Source organism: Trichococcus paludicola (assembly GCF_003052295.1).
Taxonomy (GTDB): Bacteria; Bacillota; Bacilli; order Lactobacillales; family Aerococcaceae; genus Trichococcus; species Trichococcus paludicola.
Window position 1 is genome coordinate 211,340 of sequence record NZ_QBLC01000004.1, and the last position, 20,169, is coordinate 231,508.

General features: G+C 45.9%; 17 protein-coding genes. 5 read left to right on the top strand and 12 right to left on the bottom strand.

Going from position 1 to position 20,169, the window contains the following annotated elements; translation table 11 throughout:
* Window position 1: 1 nt before the first annotated feature.
* Window positions 2-268: a phosphocarrier protein HPr gene (locus tag C7R56_RS07635; RefSeq protein ID WP_068559983.1), complete on the bottom strand. Its 267-nt coding sequence runs from the start codon at window positions 266-268 to the stop codon at window positions 2-4.
* Between the two features lie 398 nt (window positions 269-666).
* Here C7R56_RS07635 and C7R56_RS07640 point away from each other — a divergent pair, with 398 nt between their 5' ends.
* Together C7R56_RS07640 and C7R56_RS07645 are read left to right on the top strand one after the other, a co-directional pair.
* Window positions 667-2,865, top strand: coding sequence for an ATP-dependent Clp protease ATP-binding subunit (locus tag C7R56_RS07640; RefSeq protein ID WP_107995951.1), 2,199 nt, complete (start codon window positions 667-669; stop codon window positions 2,863-2,865).
* A gap of 155 nt (window positions 2,866-3,020) precedes the next feature.
* Window positions 3,021-3,296, top strand: a complete 276-nt coding sequence (locus C7R56_RS07645; RefSeq protein ID WP_107995952.1) for a DUF1827 family protein — start codon at window positions 3,021-3,023, stop codon at window positions 3,294-3,296.
* A gap of 96 nt (window positions 3,297-3,392) precedes the next feature.
* Here the strand turns inward: C7R56_RS07645 and C7R56_RS07650 are convergent, their stop codons facing one another.
* The 5 genes from C7R56_RS07650 to C7R56_RS07670 form a co-directional block, all read right to left on the bottom strand.
* Window positions 3,393-4,970: a peptide chain release factor 3 gene (locus C7R56_RS07650; RefSeq protein ID WP_107995953.1), complete on the bottom strand. Its 1,578-nt coding sequence runs from the start codon at window positions 4,968-4,970 to the stop codon at window positions 3,393-3,395.
* Between the two features lie 213 nt (window positions 4,971-5,183).
* A complete protein-coding gene (locus tag C7R56_RS07655) occupies window positions 5,184-6,569 on the bottom strand; it encodes a hemolysin family protein (RefSeq protein ID WP_107995954.1) in 1,386 nt (461 codons plus the stop codon).
* A 176-nt stretch (window positions 6,570-6,745) separates the two neighbouring features.
* Window positions 6,746-8,104 carry an FAD-dependent oxidoreductase gene (locus C7R56_RS07660; protein ID WP_107995955.1) on the bottom strand — a complete coding sequence of 453 codons (1,359 nt, stop codon included), beginning with the start codon at window positions 8,102-8,104 and terminating at the stop codon, window positions 6,746-6,748.
* A 180-nt stretch (window positions 8,105-8,284) separates the two neighbouring features.
* Window positions 8,285-9,388 (bottom strand): AI-2E family transporter, encoded by a 1,104-nt coding sequence (locus tag C7R56_RS07665; RefSeq protein WP_107995956.1) that lies wholly within the window; start codon window positions 9,386-9,388, stop codon window positions 8,285-8,287.
* Window positions 9,376-10,452 carry a M42 family metallopeptidase gene (locus tag C7R56_RS07670; RefSeq protein ID WP_107995957.1) on the bottom strand — a complete coding sequence of 359 codons (1,077 nt, stop codon included), beginning with the start codon at window positions 10,450-10,452 and terminating at the stop codon, window positions 9,376-9,378. Before C7R56_RS07670 ends, C7R56_RS07665 begins: the two co-directional genes overlap by 13 nt.
* A gap of 153 nt (window positions 10,453-10,605) precedes the next feature.
* Between C7R56_RS07670 and C7R56_RS07675 the strand changes: the two genes are divergently transcribed.
* Window positions 10,606-11,043, top strand: a complete 438-nt coding sequence (locus C7R56_RS07675; protein ID WP_234402604.1) for a GNAT family N-acetyltransferase — start codon at window positions 10,606-10,608, stop codon at window positions 11,041-11,043.
* Between the two features lie 295 nt (window positions 11,044-11,338).
* Here the strand turns inward: C7R56_RS07675 and mgtE are convergent, their stop codons facing one another.
* From mgtE to C7R56_RS07700, 5 genes are all read right to left on the bottom strand, one after another.
* On the bottom strand, window positions 11,339-12,709 hold the full coding sequence (mgtE, locus tag C7R56_RS07680) for a magnesium transporter (RefSeq protein WP_268811291.1): 1,371 nt from the start codon (window positions 12,707-12,709) through the stop codon (window positions 11,339-11,341).
* Window positions 12,690-13,619, bottom strand: a complete 930-nt coding sequence (locus C7R56_RS07685) for an RluA family pseudouridine synthase (protein WP_107995959.1) — start codon at window positions 13,617-13,619, stop codon at window positions 12,690-12,692. The genes mgtE and C7R56_RS07685 overlap by 20 nt, the downstream gene beginning before the upstream one ends.
* Before the next feature lie 261 nt (window positions 13,620-13,880).
* Entirely contained in the window at window positions 13,881-14,834 is a 954-nt protein-coding gene (locus tag C7R56_RS07690; protein ID WP_107995960.1) for an NAD(P)-dependent oxidoreductase, read from the bottom strand.
* Between the two features lie 2 nt (window positions 14,835-14,836).
* A complete protein-coding gene (locus tag C7R56_RS07695; protein WP_107995961.1) occupies window positions 14,837-15,667 on the bottom strand; it encodes an NAD kinase in 831 nt (276 codons plus the stop codon).
* Window positions 15,668-15,699: 32 nt separating this feature from the next.
* Window positions 15,700-16,332, bottom strand: a complete 633-nt coding sequence (locus C7R56_RS07700) for a GTP pyrophosphokinase (protein WP_107995962.1) — start codon at window positions 16,330-16,332, stop codon at window positions 15,700-15,702.
* A gap of 295 nt (window positions 16,333-16,627) precedes the next feature.
* On the opposite strand from C7R56_RS07700, the gene C7R56_RS07705 reads away from it, so the two are divergent.
* Together C7R56_RS07705 and C7R56_RS07710 are read left to right on the top strand one after the other, a co-directional pair.
* On the top strand, window positions 16,628-17,221 hold the full coding sequence (locus C7R56_RS07705) for a CYTH domain-containing protein (RefSeq protein ID WP_107995963.1): 594 nt from the start codon (window positions 16,628-16,630) through the stop codon (window positions 17,219-17,221).
* Window positions 17,222-17,584: 363 nt separating this feature from the next.
* The gene (locus C7R56_RS07710; RefSeq protein ID WP_107995964.1) at window positions 17,585-18,283 is read left to right on the top strand and encodes a DsbA family protein; all 699 of its coding nucleotides are present in this window, start codon (window positions 17,585-17,587) and stop codon (window positions 18,281-18,283) included.
* A gap of 51 nt (window positions 18,284-18,334) precedes the next feature.
* Here C7R56_RS07710 and pepF read toward each other — a convergent pair whose 3' ends face one another.
* Window positions 18,335-20,152 carry an oligoendopeptidase F gene (gene pepF, locus C7R56_RS07715; RefSeq protein ID WP_107995965.1) on the bottom strand — a complete coding sequence of 606 codons (1,818 nt, stop codon included), beginning with the start codon at window positions 20,150-20,152 and terminating at the stop codon, window positions 18,335-18,337.
* Window positions 20,153-20,169 lie beyond the last annotated feature (17 nt).

Here is a 20,169-nt window from a genome sequence, read left to right on the forward strand (position 1 = left end):
ATTACTCTGCTAGCCCTTCTTTTACCATTGTTTCAGTAATTCCAGCCATAGCGTCTGCTTCGTCCGGACCTTCTGCAGTGATGACAACATCAGCGCCTTGGCCTACGCCTAATGACATTACACCCATAATGGATTTTAAGTTAACTGATTTACCTTTGTATTCTAAATTGATGTCTGAATTAAATTTGCTTGCAGTTTGCACCAATAAAGTTGCTGGACGTGCGTGAATCCCTGTTTCTGCGATTACGTGATATTCTTTTCTTTCCATGTCATAAACCCCTTTTGAGATGTATTTATTTAAGGTACTTTTAATACGTTTCCATTATAACAGAAAAATGGGAAACCGGATTAAAAATAACCCTTTCATTGAATAAGATTACCATCTTTCGCTTTATACTACAACTGTTTTAACTAGATTCGTTCAAATTTTTGTCATAATTGCTGAAATGTCACTAATTTAATACAACCTTCCTATTTGGCTGAAAGCCGTCCCGCGAAGAAAAATTTTGCTTTGTACAGGTCAAACCACTTGAAAGTCAAAATAGGTCAATGTATAATGGGCTCATAAGGTCAGAGTTGGTCAGGAAACCTTCTCACGAGAATTCCTTAGCCGTTACTACTATAATATACATGTAGCTATGATCCATAATAGAAAGGAAGATTGCCATGCTTTGTCAAAATTGCGAAAAGAACCAAGCTTCCATTCATCTGTATGCCAGTGTGAATGGACAAAGACGCCAAATCGACTTATGCCAGAGCTGCTATCAAGAATTCAAAGCCGCTCAATCGCAACAAAACAATCCGAATCCAAGATCCCAAGGCCCAGTAGACCCTTTTTCTTTCGGTAATCTGGATTCCTTCTTCAAAAAAATGCAGCAAAACCAAGAACAGAATTACCAACAGCCGCCTGCCCCTGAAGCTGCCCGCGGAGGAAAAGGCGGTGGCAAAGGCGGTTTGCTGGATGAATACGGCATAAACCTGACGCAGTTGGCCCGTGATGGTGGTATCGACCCAGTAATCGGAAGAGACAGTGAAATCGCACGCGTCATCGAAATCCTGAATCGTCGCACGAAAAATAACCCCGTACTCACAGGGGAAGCCGGTGTCGGCAAAACAGCCGTAGTTGAAGGTCTTGCCCAAAAAATCGTGGACGGCGATGTCCCTCAAAAATTGTTGGAAAAAGAAGTTATCCGCTTGGATGTCGTCTCGCTCGTTCAAGGCACCGGCATCCGTGGCCAGTTCGAAGAACGGATGCAAAAACTGATGGATGAAATTCGCGCGAACAAACAGATCATCCTCTTCATCGATGAAATCCATGAAATCGTCGGGGCAGGAAACGCTGAGGGAAGTATGGATGCAGGCAATATCCTGAAGCCCGCCCTTGCGAGAGGCGAACTGCAACTGGTCGGAGCCACAACGCTGAATGAATACCGCAGAATCGAGAAAGACGCCGCACTGGAACGCCGATTCCAGCCCGTCCGTGTGAATGAACCAACACCTGAACAGACGCTGATCATACTTCAAGGTATCCGTCCGAAATACGAAGATTATCACCACGTTAAATATTCGGATAAGGCACTGGAAGCGGCAGTCAAATTGTCACACCGCTATATCCAGGATCGTTTCCTTCCCGACAAAGCCATTGACTTGCTTGACGAGTCCGGTTCCAAAAAGAATCTGACAATCAAAGCCATCGATCCGCAACAAATTGAGGAGCGCATCGAAGCGGCCGAAAAAGAAAAACAAGCTGCCCTCCATGCAGAAGATTACGAGAAAGCTGCTTACTATCGCGATCAGATCACAAATCTGAACAAGATGAAACTAAATCCGACACCAGCCGATGGCGATCCCGTCGTAACGGAACAGGATATCCAAAAAATCATTGAAATCAAAACAAATATACCAGTCGGTGAATTGCTTGAAAAAGAGCAAACACAATTGAAGAATCTTGACAGCGACCTGAAGAAAAATGTCATCGGACAGGACGAAGCTATCGACAAAGTGTCAAAAGCAATCCGCAGAAACCGGATCGGACTAAGCCGCAAAAACCGCCCGATCGGTTCCTTCCTGTTCGTGGGACCTACCGGTGTCGGCAAGACCGAGTTGGCCAAACAGTTGGCAATCGAAATGTTCGGGACCGAAGATGCGATCATCCGCTTCGACATGAGCGAGTACATGGAAAAACATGCCGTCTCCAAATTGATAGGTTCGCCGCCTGGGTACATCGGCTACGACGAAGCCGGACAATTGACCGAACGTGTCCGCCGCAGCCCTTACAGCATCCTGCTTTTGGATGAAGTCGAAAAAGCCCACCCAGATGTTATGCATCTCTTCCTGCAGATCCTTGACGATGGCCGCCTGACGGATTCCCAAGGCAGAACTGTCAGCTTCAAAGACACTATCATCATCATGACCAGCAATGCCGGCTCAGGCGTTCAGGAAGCAAGCGTAGGATTCGGCGCAGCCATGAAAGGCAAGACGCATTCCATCTTGAACCGTTTGAGCGATTACTTCAAACCTGAATTCATCAATCGCTTCGATGCGATTGTCGAGTTCAATCAATTGTCCAAAGAAAATTTGAGCAGCATCGTCACGCTTATGTTGGACGACGTCAACGCATTGTTGAAGGATAAGGAAATCAGCGTTACCGTCTCGCAGAAAGCAAAAGATCGTCTTATCGATCTGGGATATGACCCAAGCATGGGAGCACGCCCGCTCCGCCGCGTCATTCAGGATCAAATTGAGGACCAGGTAGCTGAATTCTACTTGGATAATCCAAAAATAAAAGATTTGTTTGTCGACGCAGATGAAGAAGGCAATCTGATAGTCGTCAGCAAAGTCGAGCGCACAGAGACAAAAGACTGAACATCAGGGGGCAAGAGTTGTCATTGACTTCTCTTGCCTTTTTCTTTTGGAAAGCCAATGAAAATTGTTCATTTATTTCTTTACCCTTTAAATAAATGAACAGTTGTTATATAATTATTCTATAAACAGCCAACCTAAGTTAGGGGTGTTCGTCTATGAAATTGATCGATGTTACAAATAGCCATGCTGATCTTGTACGTGAGCAATTGGCCAACACCGATGCGCAATTTGTCAAAGTGTATTCTTTGGGACAAACTACAGTCATCTTTACCGGTGCCGTAACACATGAGGATGTCATCATCCTCAACAAAAACCGTCGCGTGAAGCAAAGCGAAATCGACTTTGTGCTGACGAAATTGTTGCACCTTACCGTTGCCGATGTGGAAGTTATGCCTGGTCATAACTTCGTGGAGCTATCTCATCTGAAATGATTGACATTTTCTGCACTCGAAAAAAACTCTTTTTAATGCAAAACGCACACTGCTTTTCGGCAATGTGCGTTTTTTGTTTTGTTTTTTTGATTTGAATTAAAGCAAAGCTTTCAATTTGACTTCCGGATATTTATCCTCGAACCAGCGCATAGCAAATTGGTTTTCGAAAAGGAATACGGGATTGCCGAAACGGTCGCGGCACAACAAGTTACGGCTTGAAGACATGTTCGGATCCAAATCTTCCGAATCGATCCATCGCGCAATCTTGGAGCCCATCGGCATCATTTCGACTTCCGCATTGTATTCGTGCAGCAAACGGTACTGGAACACTTCAAACTGCAATTGGCCGACCGCACCCAGGATGTAATCCTCTGTATGGTACGTTTTGTACAACTGGATGGCCCCTTCTTGAACCAACTGTTGCACACCTTTATGGAAGGATTTCTGCTTCATGACGTTTTTCGGAGTGACTTTCATGAACAGTTCCGGTGTAAATTGCGGCAACGCTTCGAACTCAAGGCCTTTTTTGCCTTCATAGATCGTATCGCCGATCTGGAAGTTACCAGTGTCATACAATCCGATGATGTCGCCTGCAACAGCCGTTTGGACTTGCTCACGGGAATCGGCCATGAACTGCGTCGTATGAGCCAGTTTGATTTTTTTGCCGGTGCGCTGAACATAGACGTCCATTCCGGGTTTGAATTCACCAGAGCAGACCCGCACGAAGGCAATCCTGTCTCGGTGAGCCGGATTCATATTCGCTTGGATCTTGAAGATGAAGCCGGTAAAGTTTTCGTCTGTAGGTTCAACAATCTCTTCCGCTACGGTCACATGCTCACTTGGGCTCGGAGCAAAATCCACAAAGGCATCAAGAAACGTCTGGACGCCGAAGCCAGTCAAAGCTGATCCGAAGAAGACAGGCGTCAATTTCCCGGCTGCGATTGCTTCTTCCGAAAAGACGTTGCCCGCCTCTTTCAGCAACTGGACATCTTCAACCGCTTGGGTATAGATGGTTGATTGCGTGACTTGATAATCGCCTTCGATTTCGCCATCTTCATTCAGCGGCAGGAAATCGTTGTCTTCATTCTCTTCGGGATGAGTCAATTCCACGCGATTATTGTAGATGTCATACAGACCCAATAAATTTTTCCCCATGCCCATCGGCCAGTTCATCGGATAGGCTTCGATCCCCAAAACTTCTTCCAATTCCGCAATCAGATCCATCGGCTCGCGGCCATCACGGTCCAATTTATTGATGAAGGTGAAGATCGGAATCCCTCGCATGCTGCAGACTTTGAATAATTTCTTTGTCTGAGGCTCAATCCCCTTCCCGCTGTCGATGACCATCACTGCACTATCCACAGCCATCAAAGTACGGTATGTATCTTCCGAGAAATCCTCATGCCCGGGTGTATCCAAAATATTGATCTGTTTGCCATCATAATCGACCTGCATGACCGAACTGGTTACCGAAATACCCCTTTGTTTTTCAATATCCATCCAATCCGATTTGGCAAATCTGCCTGATTTTTTCCCTTTTACTGTTCCTGCTTGGCGGATTGCGCCCCCGAACAACAATAACTGCTCCGTGATGGTCGTTTTACCCGCATCCGGATGGGAAATGATGGCAAATGTTCTTCTTGCTTTTACTTTATCTGCTAATGTTTGAGTCATATTGTTCTCCTTTTTCGAATATCTCTATCGTGAATGCTATCCAAACAAAAAGATAGCATGAGCAATATGCACACGCTAACCCACGACAATGCCTTTGTTATTATACAAGAAATCCGAGCATTCCACAAGATTGTCCTTGCAACAGTATGGGGACCAAAAAAAGCAGTTTCACCCTGACCGACTATTATCGATCCAGGCAAAACTACTCATCATTCATTCTGTTTCTTTTTTCACATCGGCAGCTTCTTTAGCCTCGTCCTCTTTAAAACGTTCTTTTGCGGGTCGGTCATTCTCGTTCATATAAGACACTCCGACTTTCAAAAGACGGCGATTGTCGAACGCCAACGTTTTTATGATCAATCCGTTCTCTTCGATGGACGCTTCCTCATTTTCTTCCGGAAACTCACCCAACTCAGTCAACAGATAACCGGCGATCGTATCGACATCCGCCGATTCAAGTTGCGTGCCAAAATAATCATTGAAGCGATGCAATGGCGTGGCTCCATCCGCTTCGTAGACATTATCGCCGATCCGCTCGATAAGGACATAGCTTTCATCGTATTCATCCTCGATATCGCCAACAATTTCTTCGAGGATATCCTCCAAGGTTACAATCCCCACCATGCCGCCATATTCGTCATGGAGCAACGCCAATTGGTTATGGCTTTTCTTCAGGTAGGACATCAATTCATCGGTCATGATCGTTTCCGGAACAAACAGAGGCTCATTCATGATTTTTCGAAGATCAATCAGATTTATAGGGGTATTCTTGGATTCCTTCAATAAATTTTTCAGATGCAATACACCTATGATATTGTCCTTATCATCTTCATAGATTGGTATGCGGGTATAAGGGGAATCCAATGCTGCTTCTATATTAGCATCGACATCATCGTTCACATTCAGCATGAAGGTGTCCGTCCGCGGTACCATGACCTCACGGGCCATTTTGTTATCCATGGAAAGCACCCCCTTCAGCATGTTGAATTCCATCCGTTCGATGGTCCCTTCATCGCTACTCTTTTCCAACAGGTCCCGTACTTCTTCGCGCGAAAACATATCGTTGCCGCTCGTGAACGTGATTGGTGTCATTTTTTCCAAAACACTGGTGGAAAAGGATAAGAACCAGACGAAGGGTTTCATCAGCTTTTGGACGACAGTGATGAAGCCCGCACCTGCCCGCGCCACTTCTTCAGGGCGTTGCAGTCCCAACTGTTTCGGATACAGTTCACCAAAGACTAGGGAAATGTAGGAGAGCGCTAACGTCACGATCAGAATGGCAGCCTGTTCCGCTCCGGGTATATTGCTCAAATAGGGATCGAGTCTGGCTGCGAATGTATTGGCAGCCGAAGCACTGGAAAGGAATCCCGCGAAAGTAATAGCAACTTGGATAGTCGCCAAAAAATCATCAGAATGATCTAAAAGCGCCAAAATTTTACGCGCTTTTTCATCCCCTTTGATGGCTTGATTTGCCACCCTATTTTTGTTCAATGAAACAAATGCGATTTCGGATGCCGCAAAAAATGCGTTCACCAATGTCAATACCGCAATCAGCAGCAGTTGCCAAAGCAAGGTCTGATTACTGGGGTCTGTGGTCATAGATTGTTTCTCCTTCGTTTTTTTATCTCTTTGAAAGTTTATCGTTATCGTTCATTATCTAATGACCCAGCAAAAAATACAAGTGTTTTATCCGGAAACCCTATCTATTCCACAAAGAACCCCTCTGTTAATCAAAGGATTGATTAACAGAGGGGTTACAAAGTAACGTGTTTAAATTATTTGGCAGCTAATTCTGCTTCTTGTTCCAAAGCTTTTTGTGCCAACAAGTTCAAGTAGTTCCAAGGACGGTCAAAATGAGGTTGGAAGAAGAAGTCGACCAAAGCCAGATCTTCAATCGTCATTTTGTTTTGAATAGCCAATGATAAAGTATTGGCTGATTGTGTGATGTCATACTTGGACATCAGCTGTCCGCCGACGATGCGGTTGGTACCTACTTCGTAGACAAGTTTCATCAGCACTTTTTCATTTGATGGCATGAATTCCGGACGGTAGAAGTCTTCCAGAACTACGGAGCGTGTTTCAAGTCCGAAAGCTTCAGCACTTGCATCGTTCACACCGGTAGAACCGATAGTGAAGCCATTCAAATACAATCCGGAAGTGGATTGTGTTCCACGGTATTTCATTTTAGGTCCGTTGATGTTTTTACCGACCAATAATCCCATCCGCACAGCGTTTGTTGCCAACGGAATATATGCATGTCCGCCGTTCGGATTGTAGTTTACAGCACAGCTGTCTCCTGCTGCATAAACGTCAGGCAAGCTTGTTTGCATGTAATCATTCACGATAATCGCACCGTTCTTCATCATATCCACTTGGCCTTTGACAAGGTCCGTATTCGGTCGGAACCCTACGCATAAGATGACCATTTCAGCTTCGTATTCTCCGCCTGTTGTAACTACTGTAGTGATGTCTCCAGCTTCGTTCTCTTTGAAGCCTTTAACCATTTCATTCAATTGTACTTTTACGCCATGTGCGCGCAAGTCATTTTCAAGGATGTCCGTGAATTCAGAATCCAAATATTTATTCAAAATGCGATCCAAACCATCAACCAATGTAACTTCTTTACCGTCGTTAGCAAAAGCTTCCACCAACTCGATACCGATGTAGCCGCCGCCGACAACGACGATTTTCTTTTTGTCATCCTTGCGTGCGATGATTTCTTTCGCTTGGTTGTAGTTTTTGCAAAGCAAAACATTTTTGCTCTGGATGCCATCGATTGGTGGGATAATTGGCCATGATCCAATCGTTAAAACTAACTTATCATATGTATCTTGGAATTCTACGCCAGTAACTAAGTTTTTCACAGAAACAGTTTTTGCAGCTGTATCAATGCTTGTTACATCATGTTGCATATTTACGTTTGCGCCTAGTGAAGCAAGCTCCTCAGGGTTAGAATAGAATAATCCTTGTGGATCTTTAACGACACCGCCGACGTAAAGCGCAATCCCGCATGACAAGAATGAAACGTTGTCGTTTCTTTCGTATACTGTTAATTCAGTACCTGGATTCTCCTTCAAAATTGTCTTCACTGCTGACGTTCCGGCATGTGTACATCCCACTACGATTACTTTCATTGTACTTCCTCCTAAATTTTCCGCATTAATATATTTTGCACAAACCAATCGCTGTCATTCTCATAATTCATAATAAAAACTGCACAAATTGATTCGTTATGCCCTTAACACTTTTTACATAATAAAGGATTCCAAAGGTAAAAAGCAATCAATAACCCTTGGAATCCCTATTATTTTTCATTATTGTTTATGCAACACTTTTTCCCTTCTGTTTTTAACGTAACGGTGGACATATTGAACAACGGTTTTCACCACCGCATACGTGGGAATCGCCAATATCATTCCCAGTACACCGGAGATTTTGCCTACAGCCAACAGCAAAAACAAGATCGTCAGCGGATGCATATCCAGCGTTTTGCCCAAGACATTGGGGGAGATGATGTTCGATTCCACTTGCTGGACCACCAACACAACGACACAGACAAGCAGCGCCTTTGAAGGAGCGACAGTCAACCCGATTATAGCGGCCGGAATTAAGCCGATGTATGGTCCAAGATAAGGAATGATGTTCGTGATGGCTGCTGTGACCCCAAGCAGGAAGGCATACGGCAGTCCAATCAGCAGATAGCCGATGAAGGTGAATGTCCCTACGAATAAACAGACAAGCGCCTGCCCACTGATGTACTTGGCGATCGTTTTGTTGATTTCCTTCAGCAACGCAAGCACATCTGAAGAATATTCATGCGGCAGCAATTGGGCGACCGCTTCAGGAAACTTATGTCCGTCCTTCAACATGTAGAAAAAAATCAGCGGAATGATGATGACGAGCAAGGCTACGTTCGCTACGGCCGACAACACAGAACCGATGCTGCCCGTCAGATCATTCAGGAAGGCGCTGATGCTGGTTTGGACATTTCCGCTCATCTGAGACAATTGGGTAGGGATATCCAGACGCTCCACCCATTCCTGTTCAATGACTTGTTGATAAAGTTTATTCAGGGAACGGACTACGTTAGGCAAATTCGTCAATAACTCTCCGATTTGGCTTACGAGATTCGGAATGAGTCCCAGAAAAGAGAAAATGACGATGCCTATCATAAGAACCATGACGATGAGGATGCCTATCGGTCGTTTGATGTTCAGCCTATTCTCAAGCATTTCGATGAACGGTGTGAAAATATAATACAGAAATCCGGCCACAAGCACTGGCGTGAAGATTGTCGAGATGAAGGCACCGATCGGATAAAAAATAAAATCAATTTTGGTGGACACCCATATCAGGCACGCCATCACCAAAAGCCACACACTCCAATAGAGCAGATTTGTTTTCCTTAATTTTTCCATTCAATATCCCCTTGTTTCCGCGGCTGTTTGCCGATCATTGGAGCGGACAGGTACGCTTCCAAAAGTTTGGAGCAAGCTTCCAAGGATTTCCGATGGGTACGCTCATAGGCATGGCTTGCATCGATTCCCGGCCCGATCAAAGCATGGCGGACATCCCAACCCGCTTTCATGGCTGCTGATGCATCACTGCCGTAAAACGGATAGATGTCCAGTTTAAAAGGAATTGCCTGGGATTCGCATAATCCGACCAACTGCTGCCGAAGACCAAAGTGGTAAGGACCCGATCCATCCTTCACGCAGATGGACACGGTATACTCGTCAGTCTGCTGGTCGTCGCCCATCGCGCCCATATCGACAGCCAAATATTCCACCGTATGCTCCGGCATATTCGAGTTGCCGCCGTAGCCGATTTCCTCATTGTTCGAAAAAAAGAAGCAGGTCGTATAAGGCAGCGTCAAGTTTTCATCAACGATACGGTGCAAGAACTGCAGCAGGATTGCCGCGCTGGCTTTATCGTCCAAATGTCTTGATTTGATGTACCCTGTCGGAGTAATCTCTGTCCGAGGCGCAAAGCTGATGAAATCCCCTACGCCGATGCCAAGAGCAGAGACATCTTTGGCGGTTTGCACTTCTGCATCCAGACGGATTTCCATATTATCCTGGTTTCGTTCGGCCGTGCGCGCATCTTTATAGACGTGAACGCTCGTTTGGTGCAATAATATCGTCCCCGTCCAGTCTTTCCCTGTGGCTGCACTATGGACCGTACAGTATTCACCATCTATGGAATGGTAGGTAAAGCCGCCTATCAGGTCGATTTTCAGTCTCCCATCCGGTTTGATTGCGCGTACCATCGCCCCAAGTGTATCGATATGCGCGGTCACGAAGCGCCGGCTTTGATCTTCGGTGCCTATAACAGTCACCATCAAGCTGCCTTTGTGATTTCTTTCAGGTTCGTACCCCTTCCGTTTCAGGTTTTCATCCAAAAAGTCGATGATTTCCGCAGTATATCCTGTCGGCGACGGGATGTTTGTCAATTGTTGGATTGTTTCAATTATGTCTAGCATACTTTTCCTCCTCTTGCTGATTAGATAAGTATAGCAAAAGAACACGGGTAAATGAGGTAAAAGTAATTAATTCAGACAAAAAATGCCGATTCAGGTAAAATAAGAAAAGAGGTTTCTACAAACCCAACAAATTTTGAAAGCGAGGTAGACGTATTGTTGCATTTTGAATGGACACAAGATTTACAATCAAAAACCTATCGGGATGCCTTGGCCATCCGCAAAGAAGTATTCGTGGAGGAGCAACAGGTCCCGGTCTCCATTGAAATTGATAATTTGGAAGATAAAACCTTGCATCTCGTCGGATACGAAGAAGCCATCCCTGTCGCCACCGCCCGCATCTACCCGATGGAAAACGGCAAACACAAGGTGCAGCGTGTCGCCATCCGCAAAGCCGTAAGGGAAAAGAAATACGGCAGCATCCTGATGCAGGAAATCGAAAGGCACGTCCGCGAGCTCGGCGGTAAGCGTCTGTTCCTCGGAGCCCAAAACCACGCCATCGGTTTTTACGAAAAAGCCGGCTACAGCATCTGCGGCGAAGAATACGAAGAAGCCGGAATACAACACCACGACATGGATAAAATGATAGAGTAGAAAGATGCACTGTGATCGTAAACGACCAAGTACTCTGATGTCACAGTGCGACATCAGAGGGCCTTACTTCAAATTGTGTAACAAGCAAAATGATGCACCCTGATGCGATTAAAATCGCAAGAGCCATAACAAATCGCGGGTAGAAATCGAGCACTAAGAGGACTAACACTAAGCGAAACGGTAGTGGTGTCTGCGAATCAGAACGCGTTTGAGTATAGCGTGACAGCTCTTCGCAACAAAACAGGCAAAGGACACAGCCGAAGCGGCTGCTTGTCCATTGCCTGTTTTGTTGCACCTACATGAGTGTGGTGATGAAATGTTTCGCGATGTTGAAATAGATCAAAACGGAAGTCAAATCGCTGAATGTCGAGATGAACGGTCCGCTTGCGACAGCAGGATCAAAGCCAAGACGATCCATCAATACCGGAATCAAGCTACCGGCCAGATTCGCCACCGTGATGGCAACCAACATGGAAATGCCGATGATCCCACCCAAGATGAAGTTATGTTTCCAAACACCGATGACAAGCGCAATCGTGACCCCAGTCACCAACCCGGAAATCAATCCGGTCGCCAACTCGGATAAAATGGTACGGAACAAATTTTTCTCCTCATCATCCTGCATGCCGATCTTTCGCACGGCAACGGCAAGCGATTGTGTCCCCGCATTACCGGATGTTCCGGTGATCAAGGTGACAAACACTGAAAGGATTGATGCTTCCGAAATCAAACCCTCATATTGGCTGATCAAAGTGGACGTACCCATACCCAAGAACAATAGCGTAATCAACCACGGCAACCGCTTGGATGCAGCCACAAAGGGGTTTTCTGATTGCTCCTCAACGTCGACCCCGGCCAAACCGGAGAAGTCACTGACAGCTTCCTCATCGATGACGTCGATGATGTCATCGACGGTGATGATCCCCAGCAATACATTGTTTTCGTCGACTACCGGCACAGCCAGGAAGTCATAGTCCCTGATTTTATGGGCAACATCTTCTTGCCCTTCTTTTACGTTCACCGATACGATACGCTCACTCATGATGTCGCTGATCATCATATCTTCATCGTTCACGATCAGATCTCTCAAGGAAATGACACCGACCAGCACATTATCCACATTGACGACGTAGATATAGTAAATTGTCTCAGCATCCGGGGCCTTACTCTTAAGGATGGCCATCGCGGATCGGACCGTCTGATTGGCTACGATAGAGACAAATTCAGGCGTCATGATGGCCCCGGCAGTCTCATCTTCATAACTCAATAAGGCCCGAATCTCTTTCGCCGCCTCTATGGGCATCAAACGCAGATAAAGCCAAATCCGTTCATCCTTCAGTTGCTTCAGCATATCCACCGCATTATCGGCATACATGTTTGCCAACATATCGGCTGCGTATTGATTGTTCATCTCCAAAAGATACTCTTCGATCGACTCCACATCTTCTTCGATGATTTCGAACATGTCCGCCATCTCATTAGCGGAGAGATAATTGTACACCGTTATGCGCTCTTCAGGGGACAAAGCCAGGTAGATCTGGGCTTGATCGTAGAGGTGATAGTCCAAAAAATCGGAACGGAATCTTTCCATATCCTCTCCCTGGAGCGATTCGCGGATTTTCGCCAACGCTTCGTCTAGTTCAAATTCATATTGTGGTTCCAACACGGATATCAGCCTCCTTATTGATCTGTCTGCTTTCCCACTTGATGAAATCATCCGGCAATGGTGCTTCAATCTTTAAAGGTTCTCCGCTGATCGGATGCACAAATGCCAATGACTCGCAATGCAGGGCTTGCCGCAACATATCAGGGTCAGCTTTCCCTCCATAAAGGTCATCCCCAAGCAAAGGCGCACCGATTGAGGTGAAATGTACCCGAATTTGATGGGTCCTGCCCGTATGCAACTTGATTTTAACAGTCTGCCCATCCGGATAGGACTTATCCAACCAATATTCCGTCAACGCTTGTTTTCCGTCTTCCCGCACCATTCGCGTTATGATAGAATCCTCTGTCCTGCCGATGGGGGCATCGATGAATCCATGCGTTTCCGCCAGCACGGGTTCGGATAAGACCGCACGATAGGTTTTGTCGACTTCCTTGTTGCGCAATAGCGTGTCCATCAGAGCATGCGCGTACCCATGCCTTGCAAAAAGCATGACGCCGGTCGTATCACGATCCAGACGCGTGACAATATGAATAACTTGGTCCACATAGCCCTGCTGTTGATAGTAGCCTTTCACGCGATTCGCCATGGAAAGACGCGGGTGCACCTTCGATGGGATGGAAGCAGCACCAAACGGTTTGTTCACAACCAAAAAGTGCTCGTCCTCAAACAAAATATCCAATGGCATGTCCACCCCGACAGTCGTTTCATGTTCCCCTTCATCCGGTATGCGGATCATCACTTTATCGCCTTTTTCCAAGGTCGCCAATACCGTTCTTTCCTTGCCGTTCAGCCAGATACAGCCTCCATCGAATTTGATGGTGGCCAACAGACTTTTTGATACGCCCTTGGAACGTAAAAAAGTCTTCATCAGTGTCGTCTCTTCTTTTTCATATATCCAGCTAAAAATCACTTTACACTACCCCTACTCTATACCGAATCTCTGTGTGCGGGCCCTCCGCCTTGGTTTGTTACAAGCTATTTCAGACTTGGAACAGGTTGCCCAATCAACCCGATGGTCTTGAGACCTTCAGGCGTCTGGTCGGCAACATACATTCCTATTCTAACCAAAACGAGGGTATTCTACAACTCATGCCCCGTCATCAAGCAAAAAAAAATTGTCCGCAAAAAGGGCTGCACCATCTGACTCGCTGGCGCAGCCCTACTTTATTTGTTAATACTTTTTTTCAAAATCGATCAGGTTGCGGCTTGGTTTGCCGTCTTTTTTAAAACTCGCTGCATTTTCTAAGACAACTTCGAACAGATTGTCCCGGAAATGCTCAACCACACCGGAAAAATGCGGTGTAATCAGTACCTTTTCATGATTCCACAAAGGGCTGGCAGCAGGCAACGGTTCCTCATCGAACACATCCAAAGCCGCATAAGCCACTGTTCCATCGTCCAATGCCTTGATGAGGCTGGCAGTGTCCACTGTGACGCCGCGCCCAACGTTCACAAAGAGAACGCCTTTTTTCATGCGCGAGAAAAGAGCATCATCAAAAACACGGTAGGTTTCATCCGTTTGGGGGAGGATGTCCACGACAACATCCGCAAAGTCGATGACCGTGCCAATGTTATCCATTTTGACCGTCACATCCAACCTTGGTATGTCCTTGCCGCTGCGATTGACAGCGATGACCTTCATTCCGAACGCTTTAGCCAATTCCCCCAGGCGATTGCCGATTTGGCCTGCCCCTACGATCATCATCGTCTTGCCTTTCAGCTCCTGGAGTTCCGTGGTCTGTTCCCATTTCCGTTGCGGCTGATTCAGGATCGCAGTCCGCAATCCGCGCATATGCGAAAGCAGCACGCCGATGACATATTCAGCAATCGGTTCGCTGTGGATGCCGCTCGCATTCGTCAAATAGATTCCCTGTCTTTCAAAGGTTGCCAAGGGAAGGCTGTTCACGCCCGCCGAAATCGCTTGGACCCATCTTAATGAAGGCAACTGTCCTTCCTCCAATAGATCCGTCAATCTGTCGTTCCAGCCGACAGTCCACTCGACATCACTGAACGCTTCGGTTTCCGCGTCATTGGTAATCATTTCGTAATCCGGATAGAGTTCTTTTAGCTTTTCGACGTGCTGTTCCTTCAAACTTGTCTTCAGCAGCCACTTTTTAGTCGCCATATTCACTGCTCCTTTGTCCGTTCATTCCTGTCGTTTTTCTTTACGCCGATGAATGCATCTTCGACCCGATCCCAGAAATGCGTGTGACGATAACGTGCAAAATGCACACGCTCTTGGGCAATCCGATACACCAGTCGTTCGATGCTTCTTTTCTTGAAGGTCAAATGATCTACAGACAAAATCAAGCGGTCTTCCTTGTGCGGATAGATTACGATCCATTCGTCTTTCGCGATGATCATGGGTGAGCTCAGCGTCCGATAGATGCGGTTATTCACTGAAGCCATCTCCGTCAGCTGGATAGCTTCCGTTCGGGGATGGATAACAGCTCCGCCAAGCGATTTACTGAAACCTGTCGAACCTGTAGGCGTGGAAACACAAAGACCATCGCCCCGGAATGTCTCGAACAGCTCATCCTTCACATAGATATCGCAAACCATCGTTCCATCCATTTTCTTCAGACTCGCCTCATTCAAAGCGATATAGCGGGTTTCTTCCTCCTCATCCGCATACTTGACGCGGACATCGAGCAAGGGATAGCTCACGCTTTCCCCTTTATCATGCTTTAGGCTTTCGATAAGCTCCGCCAGTTCATAGGTCCGCCAATCTGTATAAAAGCCCAGGTGCCCGGTATGGATCCCCACAAAACGCACTTGGCTCAATTGGTCTTCGTACTTATGGAAAGCTGACAGCAAGGTACCGTCGCCCCCAATCGACACCACAAGATCCGGATGGTCCGTGACAATTTCGATTTTTTCAGAGAGGCACATCTCTTTGAATTTCGCCGCGACCGATAAAGTCTCTGGCGTCTGGTTATGGACCAGTGCAATTTTCATATTTGAACTCCTCTCGACCAACCTTGTCTTCTTTATTCTTTTTTATCGGAAAAATAGCGCTGTGCATCTTTGATTTCTTCGCGTATTTCCGACATCTCTTCGTCAAGTCGGAAGGCTGCTTCCGCCGCGCGTATTAGGCGGTCATGCAATTCTTCCGGATATTCGCCCCGATATTTGTAGTTCAATGAATGTTCGATCGTTGCCCAGAAATTCATGGCAAGTGTCCTGATCTGAATTTCGACAAGTATTTTCTTCTCTTCGAAAATGCGTTGGACCGGATATTCGATCACCATATGGTATGAGCGATAACCGCTCTCTTTTTTATGTGTAACATAATCCCGTTCTATGATGATCTTAAAGTCTTTTCTTGCGCGCAAAAGGCGCACAACTTCGTGTATATCCTCTACAAATTGGCACATGATCCGCAAGCCGGCAATATCCTGCACATCTTGTTCCAGTCTGGTCAAGTCAATGTCCCGGACTTCCGCCTTTTCCAATATGCTTTCCTTCGTTTTGACGCGGCCCGTGATGAATTCAATGGGCGCGTGCGCATTCTCATCGCGGTATTGCTTACGGATCCCCTTCAGCTTAACTTTTAATTCCTCTACCGCTTGTTCGTACGGCGCTAAAAATGAATCCCAGTTTTCAACTTCCTTATTTTCCATAGAACGACACCCTATCATATAGTATATGCTACTTTATTTTATCACAATTATTTATGATTCTATACAATTCTTGTCGAAAAGGACCGAATTCATTTTTTCTTCAAATATACACGGTATGCTATGTGCACTAGCAGCTCCGAATAATCAACTCCGCAAAACTTATGATACAATAAGAATAAGATTTCGCATCGCCTGCTAGTATATATGCTGATGAACGGACTGTAACGAAGGTTCGGATTTTTTGAACAGCTGTTGCAATCAAAATGAACCTCATAACCGAAAGGAAATAATGACGATGAGCCAAAATATCGAAAAAGAATTCAAAAACCTATTGAATAAAGAAGAATACGAAGCGTTGCTTACTGCCTTCAACCTTGATGAAACAGACCCCATCAAACAAACCAACGTCTATTTCGATACACCTGACTATAAACTCAAAGGCCTGAACAGCGGACTGCGCATCCGCATGTATGAAGATAAAGGTGAAATCACTTTGAAGACGCCGATTCAGGAAAATGAAAAATTGGAAACGACCGACGCTTTGACCCTTGAAGAAGCAAGAGCATTGGTCGATTCCCACCAGATCAAAGCGTCAGGAAATGTAGCCGAAAAACTGAAGGAGTTAGGCATTGAGACAGGAGACCTTGGGATCATCGGCCAGCTCTCTACCATCCGCTATGATTTTCCCGGTGACAAAGGGACCTACTTCTTGGACAAAAGCTTCTACCAAGATCAAATGGATTACGAATTAGAATTCGAGTCCGAATCTTTGGACGAAGGAGCTCTTGCATTCCAAAATTTCCTGAAGCTTCACGACATCAAAGTCCGTAAAGCGAAACAGAAAATTGAACGCATGCTGGCCTATCCCAATTCGACGACACACCAATAGCCGGTAGCCAGCAACAGCCCATACAGACAGGTCCATTCTGCGGAAATCCAAGCGGAGAATGGGTCTTTTTGCTTATTACCTTCCGAGAAAACAGACAAAAACGTGAATTCCTTCTATTTGAATCGGATTCTAGGCCATACAAGATGAAAAAAATCAGTCGATTTAGTTGCAAAATTGTTAATTGTCTCGTAAAATACACCTTGAGAATAAAACAGAAGATACTGAACAAGAAAAAATGAAGGTTTCACGGAAGAATCAGAGCCTATCTCCAAAGGCAGCCCTTCGAAAAGCCTTATTGCTACTTGTTTAGGCTTTTTTTTGGTAAACTTAAAGTAAGCAAAATAGGAAAGAGGGAGGGATAAAATGTATAGGTCAAAACAGAATACCGCTGATTCTATCTCTTCTCCTCAACAGATTTTTGAACTTTATCTATTCGTGAATCCGATCGGCCACAAATGCTACCGTACGGAACAAGAAGTCCTGAAATTCATGAGTTCGTTGGATGGACCTAAAGTCCACTTCCGCTTCATCACGTTCCATAATTTCAATACCGTCACACAGTATATGAAGAGATTAAATTTGCCGGAAAAAGACCTAACCTTACGCAACCAAATATACAGTTCAATCTATGATGCCTCATTGGCATATAAAGCTGCCTTGATGCAAGGAAAAAAACGCGGCCGCAACTTTTTGCTTCATCTGCAGAAATCACTTGCGGACGGCAAGACCACCTACTCCAAAGAATTATTGGCGGTGGTGGCTGCCAAAGCCAATCTGGACGTCGACATGTTCTTTGAGGATAAAGAATCGCCTTTCGTAAAAAGCAGCTACGAAGCAGATCAGCACATCGCCCAGGAGATGAACATCAAAACGAATCCGTCACTTGTCATCTTTGACAATCTTAATTATCAATACGGCCTTTTGTTGGAGGACAACATCACTGCCGAAGTACTCCATGAAGTGATCAAGGACTGCTCGGTCGAGTGTGGACAAAAGCATGCCAACCTGAAAAAAACGAACATCACGACAATCGGAAAAAACTACCAACGCATCACCCACTGATAAGCAAAAAGCTTCGTGGTCCTCAACGGACCGCGAAGCTTTTATTGTTTATTACGCTTGTTGCGCTGCAATCAATTGTTCCAGTTCATCCAGACGTTCCTCGAACACTTTCATGGCATCCTCGATGTAAGCGGACTGGGTCATATCCACGCCAGCTTTTTTCATCACTTCAATCGGATAGTCGCTGTTCCCTGATTTCAGATAGGAAAGGTACTTCTCCAACGCGCCTTCTTCTCCCTCAACGATGCGTTTTGCCAACGCCGTTGCAGCCGAAAAGCCGGTAGCGTATTGGTAAACGTAATAATTATAGTAGAAATGCGGAATGCGGGTCCATTCGATGCCGATCTCAGGGTCCTTCTCGACGGTCGGACCATAATATTTGGCATTCAGCTCTGCATAATAAGAAGTCATGAAATCTTGCGTCAACGGCACACCTGCCAAAGCTTGCTGGTGGATGTAGTGCTCGAATTCAGCAAATTGGGTTTGGCGGAAAATCGTTCCTTTGAAGCCATCCAGGTAATGATTCAAAATATAGATACGGACCTTTGGATCAGTCTGGGTCTTCAGCAAATAATCAGTCAAAATATTTTCGTTCGTTGTCGAAGCGATTTCGGCCAGGAAGATCGAATAATCGCCGTATACATATGGCTGATTCTTTCTTGTCAGATAGCTGTGCACACTATGACCCAATTCATGGACCAAGGTATACAGTTGATTTAATGAATCTTGCCAATTCATCAGGATATACGGATTCGTGTCGTATGCGCCTGAAGAATAAGCCCCGCTACGTTTGCCTTCATTCTCAAGCCAGTCGATCCATCGATTACCGAATGCTTCCTGGAGGATAGTCAGATACTCAGCTCCAAGCGGCTGAAGTCCTTTCAAGGTTTCTTCCGTCGCCGCCTCGATGCTGTATTTGATCGGGGCTTCCCCTGTCAGAGGCGTATACATATCGTACATATGCAACTCCTCTACACCCAACAACTCCTTGCGCAAGTCCACATAGCGATGCAGCAAAGGCAGGTGCTCATTGACTACCTGGAGCAACGTATCATAAACCGCTTCCGGAATGTGATTGTTTGCCAACGCCGCTGCACGGGCGGATTTATATTTATGCACTTTGGCTTTGTAATTGTGCGCCTTCACGTTCGTGGATAAGGTGGTCGCAAACGTATTTTTCAGACCCTCATACGTTTGGTAGAGCGCCTTGAAGGCACCTTCGCGCACTTCCCGATCCGGACTTTCCATCAACTGCCCATACAAACCGTGAGTCAGTTGGACATCTTGGCCCTCCTCGTTCTTGACTGTCGGGAAGGTGATGTCTGCATTATTGAGAACCGAGAAAGTTTTGCTTGGCGCAGCAAAAATTTCCCCAGCCCCCGCCAATAGCTCTTCTTCTCTGGCGGTCAGCACATGCTCACGAGCAGAAGTTAGGCTATCCAACAGATGCGCATACGGCTGCAACTGTTCGTTTTCTGCCAAGTATTTCTCCAGCTCGTCCTCCGGAATCTCCAATATTTCCGGTTCGAACCAAGAAGTCGCTTCACTGACGCTCGTCAAGATAGATATGGCTTTGTCGTGCAGGTTTTGGTACAGGCTATCCGCTGTATCCTGATCATTCTTCAGATGGGAGTAAACATAGACCCGTTCCAATTTCTGGTTGATTTTGAGGACTTCTTCAATCCCTTTCAACAAGGCGTGACTGCTCGAGCCGACGGTTCCTTGCAACGCACGCACGAACGGCACTGCACCTGCTAATTCATCCAACGCTTTCCCGAAAGCTTCGTCTGTCGCAAAGATTGCTGTCAAATCCCATGTGGATGCCTCTGGGACTTCCGCTCTCTTCAATTGTTTATCTGTGTTTGTCATCCGAGTTCCCCCTCTAA